General features: G+C 54.7%; 12 protein-coding genes. 5 read left to right on the top strand and 7 right to left on the bottom strand.

The genetic code is table 11. From position 1 onward, the window contains the following. Positions 1–117: 117 nt before the first annotated feature. Positions 118–1,320 (top strand): 6-bladed beta-propeller, encoded by a 1,203-nt coding sequence (locus GFH31_RS07855; RefSeq protein ID WP_118655535.1) that lies wholly within the window; start codon positions 118–120, stop codon positions 1,318–1,320. A gap of 199 nt (positions 1,321–1,519) precedes the next feature. Here GFH31_RS07855 and GFH31_RS07850 read toward each other — a convergent pair whose 3' ends face one another. From GFH31_RS07850 to sppA, 7 genes are all read right to left on the bottom strand, one after another. After that, positions 1,520–3,886 carry a transglycosylase domain-containing protein gene (locus GFH31_RS07850; protein ID WP_153497747.1) on the bottom strand — a complete coding sequence of 789 codons (2,367 nt, stop codon included), beginning with the start codon at positions 3,884–3,886 and terminating at the stop codon, positions 1,520–1,522. 96 nt (positions 3,887–3,982) lie between these two features. Then, a complete protein-coding gene (locus GFH31_RS07845; protein ID WP_228385736.1) occupies positions 3,983–6,829 on the bottom strand; it encodes a DUF2268 domain-containing protein in 2,847 nt (948 codons plus the stop codon). A gap of 2 nt (positions 6,830–6,831) precedes the next feature. Beyond that, the gene (locus GFH31_RS07840; protein ID WP_101571968.1) at positions 6,832–7,179 is read right to left on the bottom strand and encodes a translation initiation factor; all 348 of its coding nucleotides are present in this window, start codon (positions 7,177–7,179) and stop codon (positions 6,832–6,834) included. A 25-nt stretch (positions 7,180–7,204) separates the two neighbouring features. After that, a complete protein-coding gene (locus GFH31_RS07835) occupies positions 7,205–7,693 on the bottom strand; it encodes a single-stranded DNA-binding protein (protein WP_101571970.1) in 489 nt (162 codons plus the stop codon). A 57-nt stretch (positions 7,694–7,750) separates the two neighbouring features. Next, entirely contained in the window at positions 7,751–8,554 is an 804-nt protein-coding gene (locus GFH31_RS07830; protein WP_055202844.1) for a purine-nucleoside phosphorylase, read from the bottom strand. Next, the gene (gene lpxK / locus GFH31_RS07825) at positions 8,511–9,584 is read right to left on the bottom strand and encodes a tetraacyldisaccharide 4'-kinase (RefSeq protein ID WP_101571973.1); all 1,074 of its coding nucleotides are present in this window, start codon (positions 9,582–9,584) and stop codon (positions 8,511–8,513) included. Before lpxK ends, GFH31_RS07830 begins: the two co-directional genes overlap by 44 nt. 118 nt (positions 9,585–9,702) lie before the next feature. Next, on the bottom strand, positions 9,703–11,499 hold the full coding sequence (gene sppA / locus GFH31_RS07820; protein WP_153497746.1) for a signal peptide peptidase SppA: 1,797 nt from the start codon (positions 11,497–11,499) through the stop codon (positions 9,703–9,705). A 333-nt stretch (positions 11,500–11,832) separates the two neighbouring features. Here sppA and GFH31_RS07815 point away from each other — a divergent pair, with 333 nt between their 5' ends. The 4 genes from GFH31_RS07815 to GFH31_RS07800 all read left to right on the top strand — a co-directional run bounded on the left by GFH31_RS07815 (position 11,833) and on the right by GFH31_RS07800 (position 18,283). Beyond that, positions 11,833–12,894 (top strand): Mrp/NBP35 family ATP-binding protein, encoded by a 1,062-nt coding sequence (locus tag GFH31_RS07815; RefSeq protein ID WP_118458143.1) that lies wholly within the window; start codon positions 11,833–11,835, stop codon positions 12,892–12,894. A 500-nt stretch (positions 12,895–13,394) separates the two neighbouring features. Then, positions 13,395–14,339 (top strand): quinolinate synthase NadA, encoded by a 945-nt coding sequence (gene nadA / locus GFH31_RS07810; RefSeq protein ID WP_262884473.1) that lies wholly within the window; start codon positions 13,395–13,397, stop codon positions 14,337–14,339. 34 nt (positions 14,340–14,373) lie between these two features. After that, positions 14,374–16,512, top strand: coding sequence for a S46 family peptidase (locus GFH31_RS07805; protein ID WP_153497745.1), 2,139 nt, complete (start codon positions 14,374–14,376; stop codon positions 16,510–16,512). An 82-nt stretch (positions 16,513–16,594) separates the two neighbouring features. Then, on the top strand, positions 16,595–18,283 hold the full coding sequence (locus tag GFH31_RS07800; protein WP_101571980.1) for a glutamine--tRNA ligase/YqeY domain fusion protein: 1,689 nt from the start codon (positions 16,595–16,597) through the stop codon (positions 18,281–18,283). The last annotated feature ends 49 nt before the right edge of the window (positions 18,284–18,332 follow it).

The following is an 18,332-nucleotide window of genomic DNA, read 5'->3' as shown; positions in this document are numbered from 1 at the left end:
ATTACCTTTAAGTTTCGCTGCCGAAATACGAAGCAAACCGATCCGTGAATTTTTCTGAAAAGACTTTATTTCATAACTTTGGAATACGAAACGCCCGATCGACCATCCGGTAAAAACATGACCCGAACGCTGTTTGTTATTTTTTCAGGTGCAATCCTGTTGTCGGCCTGCCACCGGAATCGTCCGGCGACCGGGCTAACCGTTCTGCATCCGCCGTTGCAAACGACAGAACACCTGCTACATCTTTCTGACATTGCGGATTCATTATCTTATATCAAACTGGCTACCGATACTTCGAACCTAATAGGAGTAATCGATAAAATAATCCCGTTGAAAGACCGTATTCTAATAGTGGATAAAGATATCACGCAAACGATTTACATCTTCGATAAATCGGGAAAGTTTATCCGTAAAATCAATAAAAAAGGCCGAGGGCCCGGAGAATATTTGAGCTTGAACGACGTCGCCGTAGACGTCTCTAACAAAAGACTGATCGTTCACGACGATATGGCCCAGAAAATTTCCATATTCACTTATGAAGGAGAATTTATCGAAAAAATCAGACTGGATTTTATCACGACCTCGATCGCTTATTTGGGAAACAACCGACTGGCCTGCTATTGTGACTACATCAACAATCCGAATTACAGCATCCGTTCCAAATCTCCCAATCTGATTCTTTTCGACCTGCAAACCCGTAAAACTCAATCAAAATTATTTTTCAACAGCACAATCAACCGATTAGGAATTACGGGTCTTATCAACAATCTGTCCAGCACTTATTCGAACGATACGGTACACCTAATCATGCCGCTAAACGATACCGTTTACAGTATTTGCAACAATAAGGTTCAGCCGGAATATTACGTAGACCTCGGCGTTACCCCCCAAATGCGGGAACTACAACGGACGGCAAGTAGCAGTAAATCGGCTCAAGAAGCCTCACAGGAAGATTCTAAGCCTCAATATCCGGTAATTTGCAACATGCTCGAAAGCGACAGCGTTGTTTATCTCTTTTACCGGCATAACAATAAAAGTTATTACGGATTTTACAATCCCCGGCGCAAAACATTTAAGGAAGGAGTCCGCATTTGGGAAAAAAACACCGATAACCGGATTCCCGTCGTCAACGATCTGGACAAAACGATTCCGTTTATGCCTATGGCGACAGACGGTAAAAACTTCTATTATGTTATGGAATCTTTCTATTTCGATTATTTTCGAAACAGTGATAATCCTCAAATAGCGAACCTAAGCAAAACAATCACAGCAAACGACAATCCGGTCATCGTCGTAGCTCATATCAAGAATAATCCATGAAATTATATGTAACTCACGATATCCGATTAGGTATACTGGATAAAGAAAACGTTCCGTTTCTTTGTCTTATGAACAAAGATCTAAAAACGACTCAACTTTTCGTTCCGATCAAAGAAATACAGGAACACTCGGAACATTTTTACAGAATTCCATACGTCCGTTTTTTCAAACCTGCGGAAACGACTGTCGAACCGGAAATCTAATCGAAAAACTCGTCGTCGCGCGTCTGCGATGCGGGAGCATGGAGGTCGCTCTCGTCGCAGTCGTAGGAAACCGCGCCGACCGGTATCGGGAATTGGTCTTTCTGCGTGATTCCGAGCTTCGGCTCGTTGTAGACCCGCTTGATGAAATCGGCGAAAATCGGCAGCGCGATCCGCGATCCTTCGCCGCCCGAAGAGAGATGGATGCTCCGGTCTTCGCCGCCGACCCACACGCCGGCGACCAGCTTCGGCGTCACGCCGACGAACCAAGCGTCGGAGTTGTTCTGCGTCGTCCCGGTCTTGCCGCCCATATCGGCCGTGATCCCGAGCGCCCGGATGCGGCCGGCCGTTCCGGCATTGACGACGTTTTTCAGCATACCGAGCATCGTATAGGCCGTCTGTTCGGAAATGGCATCCTGAGCCGGCGCAGTAAAATTGGCCAGCACGTTGCCGTGACGGTCTTCGATCCGCGTCACGAAAATTGGATCGATATGCACGCCCCGGTTGGCGAACGTCCCGTAAGCGCCGACCAGTTCGAACAGCGAAAAGTCCGACGTTCCGACGCACAGGGCCGGCACGGGATCCACATAGCTGTGAATACCGAACTTATGAATAAATTCGGCTACCGCTTCCGGCTGCCGCGCCTGTTTCATGATCCATGCCGAATAGTTGTTGCGGCTGTTGGCCAGGCCCCACCGCAGCGGTCTCGGATTTCCGTCGTAAACCACTTTGCTGGCCTCGCGCGGCGACCACGGCTCGTTGTAGGTTTCGATCGTGACCGGGAGGTTCGGCACCGGCGTACAGGGCGTCAGCCCCAATTGCTCGATCGCGAAGGTATAGACGAACGGTTTGATCGTCGACCCGATCTGGCGTTTGCCCTGCTTGACCATATCGTATTTGAAATAACGGAACGACGGGCCGCCCACATAGGCTTTCACATAACCGTTCGACGGGTCGAGGGCCATCAGCGAAGCCCGCAGGAAACGCTTGTAGTAATACAGCGAATCGCGGGGGGTCATCGTGGTATCCCGGTCGCCCTTGTAACTGAAAACCCGCATTTTGACCGGCGTGTCGAACGCCTGTTGAATTTCCTTCTCGGTAGCTCCCTCTTTTTTCAACATCCGATAGCGGTCGGAATTACGCATTGCGCGGTTGATAATCGCCTGTTCCTCTTCCTTGCTGAGGTTCGAGAAAATACTCCGCCGCCCCTTCAGCACCCGATCCATCATCGGTTGTACGTTACCGCCCATCTGCGCCCATACGGCCTTCTCGGCATATTTCTGCATCGTCGCATTGATCGTCGTATAGATCTTCAGCCCGTCGCGGTACAAATCGTATTGAGCGCCGTTCGCCTTCGTATTTTTCCGACACCAGCCGTACAGCGGATTTTTGTCCCACAGTTCGACGGCCGCCTTGTAATCCCAATCGCCGGCCACTCCCGGCGCAAAACTTTTGCGGTCGGGCCGATCCGAGGTCATCACGATCTGTAACATACTCCGAAAATAGGTGCCGGTACCCTCGTCGTGCGAAATCGGATGGTAATCCAGTACGATCGGCAGCGCCTTGATCGAATCGCGTTGGTGACGCGTCAGAAATCCCCCGGCCCTCATCCGGTCGATCACCGTATTGCGCCTGATAAGAGCCCGATCCGGATTGCTGCGCGGGCTGTAACGCGTCGGCGCATTCACCACGCCGACCAGCATCGCCGCCTCCTGCACGTTCAGTTCCGACGGCAGTTTGTTGAAGAAGGTCCGCGCCGCCGACTTGATGCCGTAGGCGTTGCTGCCGTAAAGCACCGTATTCAGGTACATCGTCAGGATCTCCTCTTTCGTATAGTTATACTCCAGCATCACGGCCGTAATCCACTCTTTCAGCTTCGAGATCACCAGTTTGGAACCCTTCGAAACCGGGTTGTCGTAGACGGCCGTATCGCGCGGGTAGAGATTTTTGGCCAACTGCTGCGTAATCGTGCTGCCGCCGCCCTGATTGCGGTTGCCGAGCGCCATCGTCTTGACGGCCACGCGGGCCAGCGAAATGAAATCGATCCCGGAATGGGAGTAGAAACGCATGTCTTCGGTCGACGTCAGGGCCGCCACCAGTGCCGGGGAAAGTTCGCTGTAATCGACATAGGAACGGTTCTGGACAAAAAAGCTGCCGATCATCTGCCCGTCCTCCGAATAGATTTCGGTAGCCAGGTTGCTTTTCGGGTTCTCGAGCTCTTCGAAAGTCGGCAGTTTCCCGAATACGCCGAGGCGAATCAGCAGTAGCAGCAAAACGATCAGCGCAACGGGCGATACGAGTATAATCCAGAACCATTTTACGGCCTTGGGGGTTTGAAGCTTATCGATAATCTTCTTTTTGGTCATGACGATGCAACGGTTATCTCGGGCAAAGGTACAATTTTAATCGCTATTTTAATAAACAACGTTTTTGGCGCCCGCTTATTTTACAGCCCTTTCCGATCAGATCGGAAGCGACAGTTTCACGCCGCCCACCACGCCCGAACGGTCGCTGGGCTTATAGATGTAAAACCCGACCGTCGTAGTCTTCGCCGGAATCCGCAGCGGATGCATGTCGAAGATGATCTCGCCGCCGTAGGAAGTGACCGTATGCATCCGGTAGAACGTTCTGAACACCGAAGGAATCGCCTGTCTGAACCGGGCGAAATCGTAATAGACGTTCAGCCGGATCCGGCTGAAATAGACGATGCTGCTGATCCCGCCGTCGGGACACCACACGGGGAACTGGTAGTCGGCCGACGCGGCCCCGAGCCGGGTCGCCACGATGTTGTACGCGGCTCCGCGCGGAAAAAGTTCCTTATAGAAAAAGTTCTGGGAAGCCAGGTTCTGATGCTGCAGGTTTCCGCGCAGCATCAGCGAATGATGTTTCATCACGCCCGGCAGGTAGGCCCGCCCGTACAGCGAATAGAGTCGGCCGAAACCTTCCGTGAACGGGGCGCATACCATAGCGAACCGGGCCGCATAGCCCCACCGAGGCAAAAAGTCGCGGGTCGCCATCCGGACGTTGTCCGAAAAATTCAGGCCGGTCACTAACCGCTGAAACCCGGTTTTAACGGAAGAGTCCCCGCACATCAGCGCATTGATATGGCGCAGCTCCACAGACGGGGTCAACGTCCGTACGCGATGTCCCGAGGCGAGCGTCATCGGCAGGTATCCCAGCAGATTGACCTGAAAATAATTCTTCCGCTTCATCCCTTCGTACTCGAGGTTTTTTACGCCGTAAAGCAACTGCTTGCCTCCACCGTATTCGAACGACAGTTCAAATTTCGGCGCAAGTCCGTAATAGTTGATTCCTCCGCGCAGGCGGCTGCCGAATTCGGGGGCATAGCCGTAGGCCAGGTACCCGGAAGTACTGCTCAGCAGATTCTGCGACATGACGGTAGCGCCGAAACTGATGTCGATCCGGTTCTCGTCGGCGATATGGAACGGGTTGAAATCCCAGGGCGCCCAACTGTGAAGGTTAAACAGATGCAATCCTTTGCGGAATCGTTTTTTCCGCGTTTCCGCCGGAAAATCGCCGGAAACCGTCACCGTATCGATGTTCATCACGTCCCATTTGCGTCGCGGCGGATTGACCCGATTCTCGGGCAGTTTCCGAGGCTCCACCGGAATCAGCGAATCGCTGCGAACCGATTGGCGGGCCAGCCGGTATCCGTCCAGCGAGTAAGTCGTAAAATAGAGTTCTCCGCTACTGTCCGGAGCCGACGGAGCCACCGAACCGTAGCGCGAACGGCTCAGCCGGTACTCCCGGCCCCCGGTAAGGTCGAACAGGTGGATTTCGTCCTTACCGGACTGGATCGAATTGAACGAAAGCTTTCCGGCTCCCGCCCGCAGGTTATAGAGGCTCGCATAAGTCGGCTCCTTGATCGTCCGCAGCACTCCGTCCTGTAGGTCGATCCGCAGGATCGACATCCCCGCGTCGCCGAGCGCAATCGCGGCCAGCGTTCCGGTGACCTCGTCGTAAGCGAGTCCGTGTATCGAAAGGGTATCCGGAAAATCGAAACGCCTTCCGTCGCCCGGATCGAGGCTGTAACGCCCCGCATAATCGTAACCGACCGTCGCCAGCCGGCCGTCGGGCAACGGCGTCGGGAACAGCGTCTTACCGCGTTCGCGCAAGGTCCGGCGTCGGCCGGTGCGCAGGTCGTAACTGCACGCCCGCGACGTCACGCGTTGTTCCCACAGCGTGCTGCTCCGGTACTCCGTCCAGTACAGCGTACTGTCGTACAGCACCGGAGGCGTATTGACGCTTCCCGTCCAGAACAACCGGCGTTCGCAGCCCGTCCGCGGATCGACCGCCACGACGCGGCTCGTCTTGTCCATATCGCGTTTCAGCGCCAGCAGCGTCGTATCGTTCAGCGCCATCGGGGCATCGTAGACCGTATAACTGGTAATCGGCGTCGGCAGCGTTTCGCCGCTGTTCGGTTCGACGGGCTGCGAACGCCAGAACCGAGTCAACTCGTCGAGCGTGTTGCGCGCGATCTCGTTGACCGACGTGCGGTAGTACTTATGCAGCGCCCACTTCGTCGTCAGAATGGTATAGGGATATTTCGAACCGTATTCCGCGACCCGCGACCACATATCGTCCCCGTACTGTTCGCGCGACCAGGCGGCCAGTTGATAACCGAACTGGTAGTGATCCGGAATATAATTCTTATAAGAACCGCAAAACCACTTGTCGAGCGGGAATTTCTTCGTCCCTTCGGTCAGGTAGGCGCGGTATTCGATCGTAAAAGAGGGTTGCAGCGCACGGCCGAACGACGCCATCTGCGTCTCGTTCATCACAGCGTCCCCTTCGAGGAACCAGATCGGCAACAGCACCGAACTAAGCAAACCCGCCTGCTGTCCGACCACGTAACCGACCCATTTCATGAACCGCCGGTGCAGGTTGCCGTACTGTACGGCGTGCCGGTATTCGTGCGTCACCAGTTGTTTGAGCCACGGCTCGGCGAACGGGGCCGACGGCGGAATCGCCTCCAGCTCGATCCGTTTCGGCGCCCACATCACGATCCCGTTTGCAACGAAATTTTCGGTATGCAGAATTACCGGGAACCGCAACGGGCCGTACTTGAACCCGTAGGAAACATGCGACCGCACCGTGTCCATATAATTCGCCACCCGGGCGGCCTGCGCTGAAAAATAATCCGGATAAACGATCTTTCCGGCAACGGTATTCGCCTGATTCCAGCGGATGCCCGACGGCGAACGCCCCCAGTCGTAATACTGGCCGAAACCCGCGACCGGCAACACGCACATCCACCCGGCGACCAACCGCCCGATCCACCGCTTCATCGCTATCCTCCCGCCTTTTTCGCCTTATATCCGGCTTTGACGAGCACATCGACGACCCGGTCGCGGAAATCGCCCTGAATCAGGATCTCTCCGTCCTTGGCCGTTCCGCCGACGCCGCATTTGCTCTTCAGCGACCGCGCCAGTTCTTTCAGGTCGTCTTCCGTACCGACGAATCCCCGCACCAGCGTCACCTGTTTCCCGGCGCGCTGTTTGCGATCGATCCACACTTTCAACTGCTGCTGAGCGGCGGGAAGCGTCTGTCGCTCTCCTTTCTCCTCTTCCTCGTACCGAAAATCGGGATTGGTCGAATAGACCACGTTGAGCCGGTTTTTCCAATCGTTGTTGGTCATCGCGTTCTGATCGTGCTATGAAAAATCAAAAGGGCAGGTCGTCCACCTCGTCGGCCGACGTTTCCGCAGCGCCTCCGCCGCTGAACGGCTGAGCGGCTCCCGACGGCGCTTCCGCAGGCGCAGCGGCGGCAGGACGCGGAGCGGCGCCGTAAGTGCTACCGTCCATCGGCGCGCCCGCGCCTTCGGCGCGACGACCGAGCAGCTTCATATCGTTGGCGACGATCTCCGTCGTGTAACGTTTGTTGTTGTCTTTGTCCGTCCACTCGCGCGTACGCAGACTTCCTTCGATATAGACCTGGCTCCCTTTGCGGACATAACGGTCGGCCACGTCGGCCAACCCGCGCCACAGTGTCACGGTATGCCACTCGGTATGCTCGGTCGCGGTCTGCGTCTGTCGATTATAGATCCGCTCGGTCGTTGCGATCCGCAACCGCGCGACCTTAGCGCCCCCTTCCAGAGCCCTTACTTCAGGGTCCATCCCCACGTTTCCGATAAGAATTACTTTATTGACCATGATTTATCCCGATTAAATTATATTACAATACGATACGTCTTACCCGGAACCGCCGTACTAAAGCGCTTCGAGCATACCGACGAACAGCCGCGTCATCTTCGCTTCGGCCTTCGCCCCTTCGCGCTGCACCTCTTCGTGCGTCGACTTCATCCCGTCGAGCCCCATGTTTGTAATGATCGACACGGCGAATACCGGCAAACCCGCATGATTCGCGGCGATCACTTCCGGCGTCGTGGACATGCCTACGGTATCGGCTCCCGCCGTACGGTAGAAACGGTATTCTTTGCGGGTTTCAAAAGTCGGACCAGTCACCCCGATGTAACACCCGTACTGCAACTGGATTCCTTCCCGGCAAGCCACCTCGGCGGCCAATGCGATCAGGCCGGCGTCGTAAGGTTCGCTCATGTCCGGAAAACGCGGGCCGAGCTCCGGATCGTTGGGTCCTATCAGCGGATTCGGAATCAGGTTGATGTGGTCGGTAATCACCATCAGGTCGCCGGTGCGGAACGACGGGTTTACCCCGCCGCTCGCGTTCGACACGAACAGGCGGCCGACGCCCAGGAATTTCATCACCCGCACCGGAAAAACCACCTGCTGCGGCGTGTACCCTTCGTAATAATGGAAACGCCCCTGCATCGCGACGACCCGCCGGCCGCCGAGCATACCGAAAATAAACCGGCCGGCATGTCCTTCGACCGTCGAAACCGGAAAATCAGGTATCTCCGCATAGTCGAGCGTCGCACGGATGTCGATGCTCTCCACCAGCCCGCCGAGCCCGGTTCCGAGAATGATCCCGACTTCCGGCTCGAAATTCACCCTATTCCGGATGAAGGAGGCTGTATTTTTGATTCGTTCTGACATATAACTCCAATTGACGCAGGAATTCCGATTCGGAATCCGCCACGAATGAAACATGAATCGGTACGTAATAGAGCCGCTGCTGCACGGCTTCCGGAACTTTTTTACGGTTCGTCAGCTTCACGGCATCTTTCTCGGTCGTCAGCACGACCGCATCCGGATACGCTGCGAACAACGCTTCCAGCCGCCTCATATCGCTGAGCCGGTAAGTGTGGTGATCGTCGAAAGTCAATTCGGCCACCACGTCGAAGCGTTTCCGCAGGTTTTCCAGCAACGGAACGGGATTGGCGATGCCCGACATCGCGATCACCGGATCCCCCTCGCGGACCTTTCCGACGGCCCGGTCGGCGAACAACGGAGTAATCTCCCCCTGCCGCATCCTGGTAAAATAGAGCGATTGGTACGGGAACAGTCCGAGCGAGTTGATCACGATGCGCATATCCAGCGGATTCAGATCGTCGGGACACTTGGTCACCAGCACGAAATTGGCCCGGTGGATCTGATTGCGCGTATCCCTGAGACGTCCCCACGGCAGCAGCCGGTCGCGGTAAACCGGGTTGTTGTAATCCATCAGCAGGATATTGACCCAGGGTTCGACGTAACGGTGCTGGAACGCGTCGTCGAGAATAATCAGTTCGATCTCGGGATGCGCCTTCCGCAGCAACCGGATCCCTTCGGCCCGCTTTTCGCAAACGGCCACCGGTACCGACGGATACTTCAGTTTCATCTGGCGGGGCTCGTCGCCGATCGTCCGTGCGGACGACGTGGGCGTAGACAGTACGAATCCTTTCGTCTTGCGGCGATATCCCCGCGACAGCACCCCGACCCGGTAATGTTCCGAAAACCGTTCGATCAACAGCTCGGCCACCGGCGTTTTTCCCGTTCCGCCGACCGTCAGGTTCCCGATACAGACTACGGGAATATCAAACTCCTCGCTCCGAAGAATCTTCAGATCGAACAGTTTATGCCTGATATGGACGACCATTCCGTACAGCCACGACAGCGGGACGGAGATCAGCGGAGGTAATTTCATAACTCATACTTATCCAATTTTCAAAAATAAATTAAAAAGATTGGATATCAAAGTTTTTAACAAACAATTATCCCCCGGAAAATTTCCGGGGGACAACCTTTTTTACCGGCTTTACCGGTTACGGCATCGCTACCCGGTAGGGCGACAACGCCTGAATACTGTTCTGGTATAACATATTACGCAATGTTTCGTAATCGCGATAAGCTTCCCCCATTTCGCCCCGGAACAATTCCGCGCGGGTCTCCGCCGAAAACAACTTCAACAACTGCGTCAGCCGGTCGGGAGACTCCTCCGGGGAGACGATCCGGAAATCGTCCGCCACGCCGGCCCGGTCGGCCGCCAGGGCCACCGCATCCCTCAACCCGCCGAAGCCGTCGATCAGGCCGATCCGCAGAGCGCTTTCACCCGACCACACCCGGCCGCCGCCGACGCTGTCTACTTGCCCTGCGGTCATGTTGCGTCCTTCGGCCACGTGACCGACGAACGCGCTGTAAACCTGCTCGACGCTATTCTGCATGAAATCGCGTTCGGCCTGGTTCATCGGGCGTACCCCGACCGCCCCGAAGACCGCCATATCCATATCGGCCGACGGATTGGTCTTGGCCACATCCACCGTAATGCCGAGTTTATCTTGAAGTCCCTTTTCGCCGTTCAGCATCAAGCCGAATACGCCGATCGAACCGGTCAGCGTCACCGGAGAAGCCAGAATGACATCCGCCGGACACGAAATGTAGTACCCGCCCGAAGCGGCCATGTTTCCCATCGACACGATGACCGGCTTGAGCTGACGGATCTGTTCCACTTCATGCCAGATCACTTCCGACGCCAGCGCGCTTCCTCCCGGACTGTTGACCCTCAGCACAACCGCTTTCACCTGGTCGTCCGTTCGTACCCGGGCCAGCCTCGCCGCCAGCGAACTGCCGCCGATCAGCCCTTCCCGGCTCTTTCCGTCCACGATCTGCCCTTCGGCATACACGACGGCGATCTTATTCCGGGATAGCTTCTGAACCGCCGTCCTCGGCTGGTCGATATAGGTTCCCAGCGATACGAATTCCGGCTCTTCGTCCCGGTCGGTCATCTCGCAAAGCATCCGCTCGACGTCGGACGCGTAAACCAGCGAATCGACCATTTTCAGATCGACCGTATTGCGGGCGCTCCGCAGAGCCAGGTCGGAAGCGTATCGCTGCAACTGAGCCGAATCGATGCCGCGGGCGTCGGAGACTCTTTTCACGACATGCCCCCAGATCGAACCCAGCAGCGCATCCATCTGCAAACGGTTCTCGGGACTCATTTTATCCAGGATAAACGGTTCGACGGCCGATTTGAACGAGCCGTGGCGGATCGCTTCGACCTGCACGCCCAACTTATCCAGAAGTCCTTTATAAAATACGACTCCGGAAGCGAGACCGAGCCAGGTCACATTGCCTTGCGGGTTCAGATATACTTTATCGGCGGCCGTAGCCATATAATAGGAACCTTGCGTATAGTAATCCGCATAGCTAACGATGAATTTCCCGGATTCTTTGAACTGCAACAACGCATCGCGGATCTCCTCCAGCGTAGCCATTCCCATTCCCATATTTGGGCTGACATTCAGGTAAATCCCGCTGATCCGGTCGTCGGTCGCAGCCGTCTCGATAGCTTTCAACACGTCGATCAAAGCGTAATTGCGGGCGACCCGCATCGATATCAGGTCGTTGAATCCCATCTCCGACAACGGGTTGCGCGACGGATCGTCGCTGATCGGCTCGGCAAAATCGAGCCGCAGCACCGTTTTCTGCTGCACGTCGGGAACCGTTTCCGAAAAAAGCGTCCCGATACCGGCCAGCACCATCACTAAAAAGACGCCGATCACCACATTGGCCACCACCAGTGCAAGCAGGCAGGCCAGAAACGTACTCCAAAAATTTTTCATTCTATCTCCTGTTTTTCGCTTTGCGGTTCATCCGAACCGTTTACTGCGCGTAAAATTACGAATTTATTCTTCATTTACACACACATATCGTTCCATAACGCAGTCCCGGCCGGTTTTCGGTCGGTTCGAGAAGATTCGGACCGAAAAAATTTCGCTCCGAACCGAATCGCATTGCCATCCGGTGGTCTTCATTCCGGGAAAAGATATAATTATTTAGGTGCAAAATATCCCTGTAACGGCCTTTTTCCCGTTTAAAACGAAAGCGGCTGTCCGAAATGATTGATTTATCCGCAGGATACCGTAAATTTGTATCGAACACAAAAAAACAATCGAATGACTCAGGAAGAACTGTTCGGACTGCTGCACGAGGTCGCGCATCCCGAACTGCATAACGACATCGTCACGCTGGGCATGGTCGAAAATCCGGTGGTGACCGACGATAAAATCCAGCTCACGCTGCTTTTCCCGCGCAGCCGCGATCCGTTTGCGCTATCGATCAAGAAGCGCTGCGAAGAACTAATCGCCGCGCGGTTCCCGGATTATTCCGGGAAAATCAGCATCTTCATCAAGGAAGCCGCGCCGAAAAAAGCCGCCGAAAAAAAGGAACAGAAACCGTTCGGCGGCGAGGACGGCGTCCGTCGCATCCTTGCCGTCAGTTCCGCAAAAGGCGGAGTGGGCAAAAGCACCGTTACGGCGAACCTGGCGGTCGCCTTGTCTCGTTTGGGATATAAAGTAGGCATTCTGGACGCCGATATTTACGGGCCTTCCCAGCCGATGCTGTTCGGCGTCGAAGACTACCGGCCGGAAGGGGAAAAAAAAGACGGCAAGGATTGGATTCTTCCGGCCGAACGGTTCGGAATCCGGATCATGTCGATCGGATTTTTCATCGACCCGGCCGACGCGCTGATGTGGCGCGGCCCGATGGCGACCAACGCGTTGCGGCAAATGATCCGCCAAACGCTGTGGGGACCGCTCGATTTCCTGCTGATCGACCTGCCTCCCGGAACCGGCGACGTACACTTGTCGATCATCTCCGAAATGTCGATAACGGGAGCCATTGTCGTCAGCACGCCGCAAAAAGTGGCGCTGGCGGACGTCGTCCGCGGCATCGCGATGTTCCGAAACGACAAAATCGACATCCCCGTCCTGGGACTCGTCGAAAACATGGCCTGGTTCACTCCGGCCGAACTGCCCGAAAACCGTTATTACCTGTTCGGAAAAGAGGGTGTAAAAATGTTGGCGGAACGGCAAAAACTGCCGCTGCTGGCGCAGATTCCATTGATCCAGAGCGTTCGGGAATCCGGCGACGCGGGCCGTCCGGTCTCTGCAAAGACCGACGCTGCGAGCGAATACTACGACTTGCTGGCAAATAATATCGTACGCGAACTGCCCTAATCCGGCCATTGATGATAATTTTTCGGCTTTTTATTTGCATTCGTTTGTTTTCCAATACTATGAATGCATTTCAAAAATGTTAATAATCTGTTAAACCGACCCGCATGAAACTGTTCGTTAAAAATATCCGATTTCGGAAAAAACGGCTTGCATTTTCGACTTCCGGATCGGTATATCAAAAAACCGTACAAACGCAAGGAAAAAATACCGGATTTTACAGAATCTTACGGACAATGAAATGAACAGAAAAAAACGGAAAAATACCGGAAACTTATTTTGTCGATTAACCCCGAAAAGGTTTTCAATATATGTTTACAACAAAACATGAATAACTTTAAATCAAAAAGATGAATCGACAGGATTCGTTTACTCATTGTTCAAAAAGTATTCGTAACACGGCATAAAAAAAGTGCGGAAAATTTACCAACAGAATGAACAGGTATTATTATTACTCTTTTTTCCTTATTTATTAATCTTAAAAAATTAAAAAGAAAAGAACTGTGGAAAACGAGCGTCAACTGATCGATAAGATCCTTCGTCTGAAAAAAGAGAAGCGCGCCGTGATTCTGGCGCATTACTATACGATTCCCGAAGTGCAACAGGTGGCCGACTTCACCGGCGATAGCCTGGCGCTGTCGGCCCGGGCGGCCGAAACCGATGCGGAAATCATCCTCTTCGCCGGCGTGCATTTCATGGCGGAGACGGCGAAAATCCTTTCGCCGGACAAAAAAGTGCTGTTGCCGGAACCCGAGGCGGGATGTTCGCTGGCGGATTCCTGCAGCGCGCCGGATTTCGAGCGTTTTTTGAGGAATTATAACGGATATACGGTCGTTTCGTACGTCAATACGTCGGTCGGGGTCAAAGCGCTGACCGATATCTGCTGCACGTCGGGCAACGCGGTGCAGGTGATCGAAAGCCTGCCGGCCGACGCGAAGATCGTATTCGCTCCCGATCGGAATTTGGGAAATTACATCAAACAACTGACCGGCCGGCAGGATATGGTCGTATGGGACGGCGCATGCGGCGTCCACGAAGAATTTTCGGTGGAAAAGATCTTGGAACTGAAAAAGGAGTATCCCGAAGCGAAGGTGCTGGCGCATCCCGAATGCAAACGGGCGGTGTTGCTGACGGCCGATTACATCGGGAGTACGGCGGCTCTGCTGAAGTACGCTTCGACAGATCCGGCCGATACGTTCATCGTAGTGACCGAAGCGGGAATCCTGTACCAGATGCAGCGTGAGAATCCGCAGAAACGGTTTATTCCGGCGCCTCCGGTCGATTCCACCTGCGGGTGCAACAACTGCGCTTTCATGAAAATGGTGACCCTGGAGAAGATATGCAGCGCGTTGGAGCGGGAGGCTCCCGAGGTGGTTATCGACGAGGAGGTGCGCCGGCGTGCGGAAGGTTCGATCCGCCGCATGTTGCAGATCGGCCGAAGCAAATAATTCGAATAACGAAAAAAACGAACGCGAAGAAAATATGAAACGGTTTATCGTGCTGTGCCTGGCTTTGTGGGCGGGCGTGTCGGGAGTCCGGGCCGACGAGGGGATGTGGCTGCTTCCCTACTTACAGAAGTTGAATATAAAAGATATGAAGGCCCGCGGGTTCCGATTGTCCGCGGAGGATATTTACGATGTCAACCGGTATGCGATCAAGGATGCCGTCGTGATTTTCGGCGGCGGGTGTACCGGAGAGGTGGTTTCCGACCGGGGATTGGTGCTGACCAATCACCACTGCGGTTTCGGTGCGATTCAGCAGCACAGCACCGTCGAGCGCGACTACCTGAAAAACGGTTTCTGGGCGATGTCCGACCGGGAGGAGATCCCTACGCCGGGGCTGACCGTGACGTTCATCCGCCGGATCGAAGATGTTTCGGATCGCATCCTGTCGCAACTGGACGATTCGCTGTCGGAGCAGGACCGCACCGTGAAGGTGGTACAGGCCATTGCGATGGTCAAGAGCCAGACGAAACTCGACCGGCCGGGACAGGAGGTGGAAATCAAGGATTTTTTCGGCGGGAACCAATACTTGCTGTTCGTGAAAGAAGTTTATACGGACGTTCGCCTGGTGGGGGCTCCGCCTTCGTCGATCGGTAAGTTCGGCGGCGATACCGACAACTGGATGTGGCCGCGGCATACCGGCGATTTTTCGATTTTCCGGATTTATGCTTCTCCGGACGGCGCTCCGGCCGATTATTCGGAAGAGAATGTTCCCTATCGGCCTCCCGTACATTTGCCGGTATCGGTAAAGGGGTATAAGCCGGGCGACTTTACGATGATTATCGGTTTTCCGGGATCGACCGAGCGGTACAAGACTTCTTACGAAATCGACTATACGCTGGACGTGGCCAATCCGAACCGGATTTTTATCCGCGGGGAGCGGCAGAAGTTGATGATGGAGGACATGCTCGCGAGCGACCGGGTGCGTATCCAGTACGCTTCGAAATATAGCTCTTCGTCGAATTACTGGAAAAATTCGATCGGGGAAAACCGCGGGTTGAAGCGGCAGCGCGTTCGGGAGCGGAAACTCGCCGAAGAAGAAAAATTCACCGAATGGGCGAATGCCGATCCGGAACGGCGGGCGAAATACGGGGAGGCGCTTCCGCTGATCCGCAAAGCGGTCGAGGGGTCGGCGCCGCTGCGGGATCGGTTGCAGTACTTTTCGGAAGCGCTGATACGGGGTACCGAGATCATCGGCGCGGTCGGTGCGGCGATACCGCTTATCAACGCCGAAAAGCAGGTCGATACGTCGAGAATCGGTGAAATCGCCGGCAAATTGCAGGCTTTTTATAAAGATTACAACCCTCCCACCGACCGGAAAATCGCCAAACGGATGTTCAGGCTGTTGCTCGACAGTCTTTCCGCGGAGGAACTGCCTTCGTGTTTTGCGGTGATCCGTGAAAATTTCGGCGGTGATGCGGACGCTTATATCGATTATGTCTACGACAATTCGCTGTTCGCATCGCCCGAAAAGGCCGAGGAATTCCTACGGCGTCCGGATGCGAATGCGTTTCTGAACGATCCGGCGTATAAAATGCGGCGGGAGGTGGTGAAAACCTATAACGCGCTGGTGGATTCGATTCGGGCGTTCGATTCGGTATTTTACCGGGGGCATCGGCTGTACGTGGCGGGCCTGATGGCGATGAATCCGGACAAGAAGTACTACCCGGATGCGAACTTTACGATGCGGCTTTCGTACGGTCAGGTATTGCCGTACGAACCGCAGGATGCCGTTTATTACGATTACTTTACGACGCTGGACGGAGTGATCGCCAAGGAGGATCCGCAGAACGCTTACGAATTTGCCGTGCCTGACAAACTGAAAGAACTTTACCGCGAGCGCGATTACGGGCCTTATGCCGAAAAGGGAGTGCTGCCCGTAAATTTCATCACGACGAACGATATTACCGGCGGAAATTCGGGCAGTCCGGTGATGAACCGTAAAGGAGAGTTGATCGGGCTGGCGTTCGACGGGAACTGGGAGGCGATGAGCGGGGATACCGTTTTCGAACCCCGGCTGCAGCGGACCATCTGCGTGGATATCCGTTACGTGTTGTTTATTATCGACCGGTTTGCGGGCGACACCCGGTTGATCGACGAGATGACGATCGTCCGGTGACGGCCGTCCCGGATATTATAATGTCTGTAAAATTTGCAGATATTATCAAAATAGAATTAATTTTGTGCAAAATTGGTATTTTATGAGCGATTTGCACGAAGAATCAGCATCGGTTGAAGGAAAATCCTTGAATTTTCTGGAAGAAATTGTAGAGGAAAGCATCGCCGGGGGCGAGAAACGGGTGCAGACCCGGTTTCCGCCCGAACCGAACGGTTATCTGCATATCGGGCATGCGAAGAGCATCTGCCTGAATTTCGGTTTAGCCCGCAAATACGGAGGAAAGTGTAACTTGCGTTTCGACGATACGAACCCGGTTAAGGAGGATGTCGAGTACGTCGATTCGATCCAGCAGGACGTTCGTTGGCTCGGTTTCGAGTGGGCCGGCGTGCACTATGCGTCCGATTATTTCGACCAGTTGTACGCTTGGGCCGTTGAATTGATCCGTAAAGGGCTGGCTTATGTGGACGATCAGTCGCAGGAGGAGATTCGTCAGAGCCGGGGTACGGTGACCGTGCCGGGCAAGGAGAGCCCGTGGCGCAACCGGTCGGCGGAAGAGAACCTCGACCTGTTCGAACGGATGAAAAACGGCGAGTTCGGAGACGGCGAAAAGGTGCTGCGTGCGAAAATCGATATGGCTCATCCGAATATGCTGCTGCGCGACCCGATCATGTACCGGATCCTGCATGCCGAGCATCATCGCACCGGCAACAAATGGTGCATCTATCCGATGTACGATTATGCGCACGGGCAGAGCGATTCGATCGAGAAGGTTACGCATTCGATCTGTACGCTCGAATTCGATGTGCACCGGCCGCTGTACGACTGGTTTATCGAGAAGTTGGATATCTATCCGAGCCATCAGTACGAGTTTGCGCGTTTGAACCTGACCTATACGATGATGAGCAAGCGGAAACTGTTGCAGTTGGTGCGGCAGGGCACCGTGATGGGTTGGGACGATCCGCGTATGCCGACGATCTGCGCGTTGCGGCGTCGGGGTTATACGCCGGAGAGCGTGCGAATGTTCGCCGATAAGGTGGGCGTGGCTAAGCGGGATAACGTGATCGACCTCGGACTGCTCGAATTCTGCGTCCGGGAAGACTTGAATAAACGGGCTCGGCGGCGCATGGCCGTGTTGGACCCGATCCGCGTGGTGATTACCAATTATCCGGAAGAGAAAACCGAAACGGTCGATTGTATCAATAATCCGGAGGACGAAACGGCCGGGAAACGGGAAGTTCCGTTCGGGCGGGAGATCTATATTGAGCGCGACGATTTTATGGAAAATCCTCCCAAGAAATATTACCGTCTCTCTCCGGGCGGCGAAGTGCGGCTCAGGTACGCCTATTTGATCCGGTGCGACGAAGTGATCAAGGATGCCGACGGCAAGGTGGTCGAACTGCGTTGTACGTACGATCCGATGTCCAAGGGGGGACGCTCTTCCGACGGGCGTAAGGTGAAGGGGGTGATCCACTGGGTTTCGGCGCGGCATGCGGTTCCGGCCGAAGTGCGACTGTTCGACCGCTTGTTCGTCAAAGAGGATATGAACGACATCGAGGAGGGGAAGACGTTCGAGGATTACCTGAATCCCGATTCGCTGAAGACCGTAACCGGATATCTCGAACCTTCGCTGAACGAAGCTGCGGAAGGAGATACTTTCCAGTTCGAACGGTTGGGTTATTTCTGCGTGGACAGAGATTCCACGGCGGCTGGGAAAGTATTCAACCGTACCGTTACGTTGAAAGACAGTTGGGCTAAAATGGCTGCCAAATAAGAGACGGTCTCCGTTTTCCGTTTCCATAATAATTGAAGACTTGTGTAAG

The sequence above is a fragment of the Alistipes sp. dk3624 genome (assembly GCF_009557455.1).
In the GTDB taxonomy this organism is placed as follows: domain Bacteria; phylum Bacteroidota; class Bacteroidia; order Bacteroidales; family Rikenellaceae; genus Alistipes_A; species Alistipes_A hominis.
This window is presented reverse-complemented; position numbering and strand designations above follow the sequence as displayed.